A 2517-nucleotide genomic window follows, 5' to 3' on the forward strand; every position below is an offset into this window, starting at 1 on the left:
CAGACGGGTTCGGTGAGCACCCAGCCCGCGTGGCAGTGGCCGTTGGCCGGATTCTCCGCGATGAAGTTGGGCGGCATGTCCCGATGCCCCCACAGGCTCATTAAACGGCCCTCAGACGAATCAACGTCAACAACGAGCATGTTCACCTGCGCTGCCGGATTCGCCTCGATGTGCTTGCATCTGAGCGCGTCGATGCGGCTCCGGCGCACCAGCTGGGAGTAGTCATCGTCGCAGCACAGGGGACGCTGGGGAAGCCACCAGCCGTCGAACGCCCGCGTCAGCTCCAGCGTCGGCTGCACATATTCGTTGCTCATAGCTCACATCCTATTGCACATTTGTGCATTGCACAAGCGTGCGCCGAACCAAGTCAGATGGTTCAGCCCAGCGGAGCGTCGGCTGTTCCTTCCCGGAGTGGCCCAAAACTGTTGGAATCTGGCCGAAAACACTCCGGATGCATATACACGGCATGACTAATCAACTTTTGACGCCAGCTCAATGTCCTGCTCACCGGCGATGAATACGAGATGCTGTGCCGGGCCGCGTTCAAGCTGGGCATCGCGCGCAGCGCCTGGGTGCGGGAACGGGTGTACGCGCTCCTCTGCCGCTCCTATGCGGACGAGCTCTCCCCGCTCACGGACGCGAGCATCCGCGACAACGCGACGATGCTGCTCAAGGAGCTCAAGGCGAAGGGCGCTGGAAGATGACATTCCAGAAAAAGGAAGAGCCCCTTCCCGTTCGTGGAAGAAGGCATCACCCCGAACGATCATCCACCCTCATGCGTTTTCCTATGCGCTCAGATGGATATATCCATGGATACCCACATGGACACGTCTATGGACACCCACATGGATATGTCCATGGACATCCACATGTGGATGCCCATCAAATCGAAGGTAAGCAAGCTAGACGGTTCATGTACATGAACCGAGCCCGCAGCCTCCCGCGCCCTGCGGCGCTGGAGCAACAACCCGAGTGCCGAAGGCCGGAGTAGCAAGCGACGTGATTGTAGCTACAATCACTCGATTCGCGGTGCGAATCGGCTTGCCGGGAAGACCCGTACCCCATGGTCGGCGGAGCCTCCAGACCGCTCGCGCGGCATCGAAAAACGGGACTCCGCACCTTCTCGGAAGCGCGGAACAAGCTGGGCAAATGGCCGGAAATGCTCCGCGCAAAAGCCGCTTGCGTCCGCTCGAAGCGTGTTGCGGTACGGTTGTAACTGATGTGTGACACTGATATGATTGCGTATGTAATACGTTCGTGTCGCGGGTGGTGCTGATGAGGATCCAGGTGCTTGACAGGGTGATGGAGCGTCACCCAGAACTGTCCGAGAAGGACGTGGTGACCGCGTTCCGCAGCGTCATGGTGGACGCGGAGCGCGAGTCCGGCGCATGGATGGCGATAGGGCTCGACGGGCGCGGCAGGAACGTCGAGATGCTGTACAGGGCCGTCGGCGACCTCGTGGTGATCTACCACGCGTTCACGCCGCCGACCAAGAAGTTCAGGCGCGAGATAGACCGTCTGCGCGGCGATAGGAGGACGCTATGAGTGATTTCAGCGAACGCGACAGGCAGTTGATGGCTCTGGTCGGGCTGACCGAGGAGCAGGTGCTGGCGGATGAGCGCATGGCCGAGTCCGAGACGGTCCCGGACGACCTGACGGGGCGCGTGCACTACGGGCTCCATCTCACCGAGCCCGACGAACAAATGGTCAGCGTGTCCGTCCGCATGCCCAAGAGCACGCTGGACGGACTGACCGCGATGGCCAGGCGGTACCACATCAGCCGCAGCGAGTACATGCGCCGTAAGCTCGCTGGAGCGATCTGAGACCTGTCAGGCCGATGGTTCGAATCACGTAACACCCGCGCACCACCGTGAGGATGTGCGGGTGTTACGTGATGTGCCACAGTCGTGGCACGATGCCGCGTGAGCGGTCTGGAGGCTCTGCCGACCATGGGGTCTGGGTCTCCCGAGCAAGCCGATTCGCACCGCGAATCGAGTGATTGTAGCTACAATCACGTCACTTGCTACTCCGGCCTTGCGGCTTTTGCCTCGGCCTCGCGTTCCTTGCGGGCGCGGTAGGCGCGTTGGCGCACGGCACCTTGGGTCATGTTGAAGTGTTCGGCGGTCTGGCTCCACGAGTGGCCGTCATCGTCGTGGTAGGCGCGGATGGATTCGCGCAACGTTGCCTGCTCGTCTATCCAGTCCTCGCGCGTTTGCGAATTCCAGTACTTGATCGTGCGCACGGACACCCCATAGGCCTCGGCTAACTCCTTGGCAGGCAATGGGCGCTTCTTGCGAATTGTCTGGATGGTCATTGCCCAAGCACCTCCTGCGCGTACTGCGCGAACTTCTCTTCAAATGCGTTTTGTCTGGCCTCGCCCGATTTCTTTCCGCGCGCGGATTGGATGGCGACGAACGTGGCGGCGTTGGCGACGGCACCGTCTCGCCACATGCGGCTTCGCGTGGTGATCCACTTGTGGATGCTCTTGGCGGTGTCGTTGACCTCGCGCACGGGCAG

General features: G+C 61.3%; 5 protein-coding genes and 1 pseudogene. 3 read left to right on the forward strand and 3 right to left on the reverse strand.

Translation table 11 applies throughout. From position 1 onward, the window contains the following. On the reverse strand, positions 1–314 hold a 314-nt coding region (locus BISA_RS11670), incomplete at its 3' end, for a replication initiation protein (RefSeq protein ID WP_033892163.1). Positions 315–524: 210 nt separating this feature from the next. Between BISA_RS11670 and BISA_RS13165 the strand changes: the two genes are divergently transcribed. From BISA_RS13165 to BISA_RS11685, 3 genes are all read left to right on the forward strand, one after another. Next, complete coding sequence (locus tag BISA_RS13165) at positions 525–704, forward strand: hypothetical protein (RefSeq protein WP_020917681.1); 180 nt, start codon at positions 525–527, stop codon at positions 702–704. Positions 705–1275: 571 nt separating this feature from the next. After that, complete coding sequence (locus BISA_RS11680; protein WP_033502013.1) at positions 1276–1545, forward strand: hypothetical protein; 270 nt, start codon at positions 1276–1278, stop codon at positions 1543–1545. Further along, positions 1542–1823, forward strand: a complete 282-nt coding sequence (locus tag BISA_RS11685) for a ribbon-helix-helix protein, CopG family (RefSeq protein ID WP_020917678.1) — start codon at positions 1542–1544, stop codon at positions 1821–1823. Before BISA_RS11680 ends, BISA_RS11685 begins: the two co-directional genes overlap by 4 nt. A gap of 200 nt (positions 1824–2023) precedes the next feature. On the opposite strand, the gene BISA_RS11690 is transcribed toward BISA_RS11685, so the two are convergent. Both BISA_RS11690 and BISA_RS13170 read right to left on the reverse strand, forming a co-directional pair. Next, complete coding sequence (locus BISA_RS11690; RefSeq protein ID WP_033502012.1) at positions 2024–2314, reverse strand: RNA polymerase sigma factor sigma-70 region 4 domain-containing protein; 291 nt, start codon at positions 2312–2314, stop codon at positions 2024–2026. Next, positions 2311–2517 (reverse strand): annotated as a pseudogene (locus tag BISA_RS13170) (hypothetical protein); the annotation flags it as partial. The gene BISA_RS11690 and the pseudogene BISA_RS13170, both read right to left, overlap by 4 nt.

The sequence above is a fragment of the Bifidobacterium saguini DSM 23967 genome (genome assembly GCF_000741715.1).
GTDB lineage: Bacteria > Actinomycetota > Actinomycetes > Actinomycetales > Bifidobacteriaceae > Bifidobacterium > Bifidobacterium saguini.

Bases quoted from the DNA above. Each gene is read 5' to 3' on its own strand.
- BISA_RS13165 (WP_020917681.1), top strand. From the start codon at position 525: ATGCTGTGCCGGGCCGCGTTCAAGCTGGGCATCGCGCGCAGCGCCTGG.
- BISA_RS11680 (WP_033502013.1), top strand. From the start codon at position 1,276: ATGAGGATCCAGGTGCTTGACAGGGTGATGGAGCGTCACCCAGAACTG.
- BISA_RS11685 (WP_020917678.1), top strand. From the start codon at position 1,542: ATGAGTGATTTCAGCGAACGCGACAGGCAGTTGATGGCTCTGGTCGGG.
- BISA_RS11690 (WP_033502012.1), bottom strand. From the start codon at position 2,314: ATGACCATCCAGACAATTCGCAAGAAGCGCCCATTGCCTGCCAAGGAG.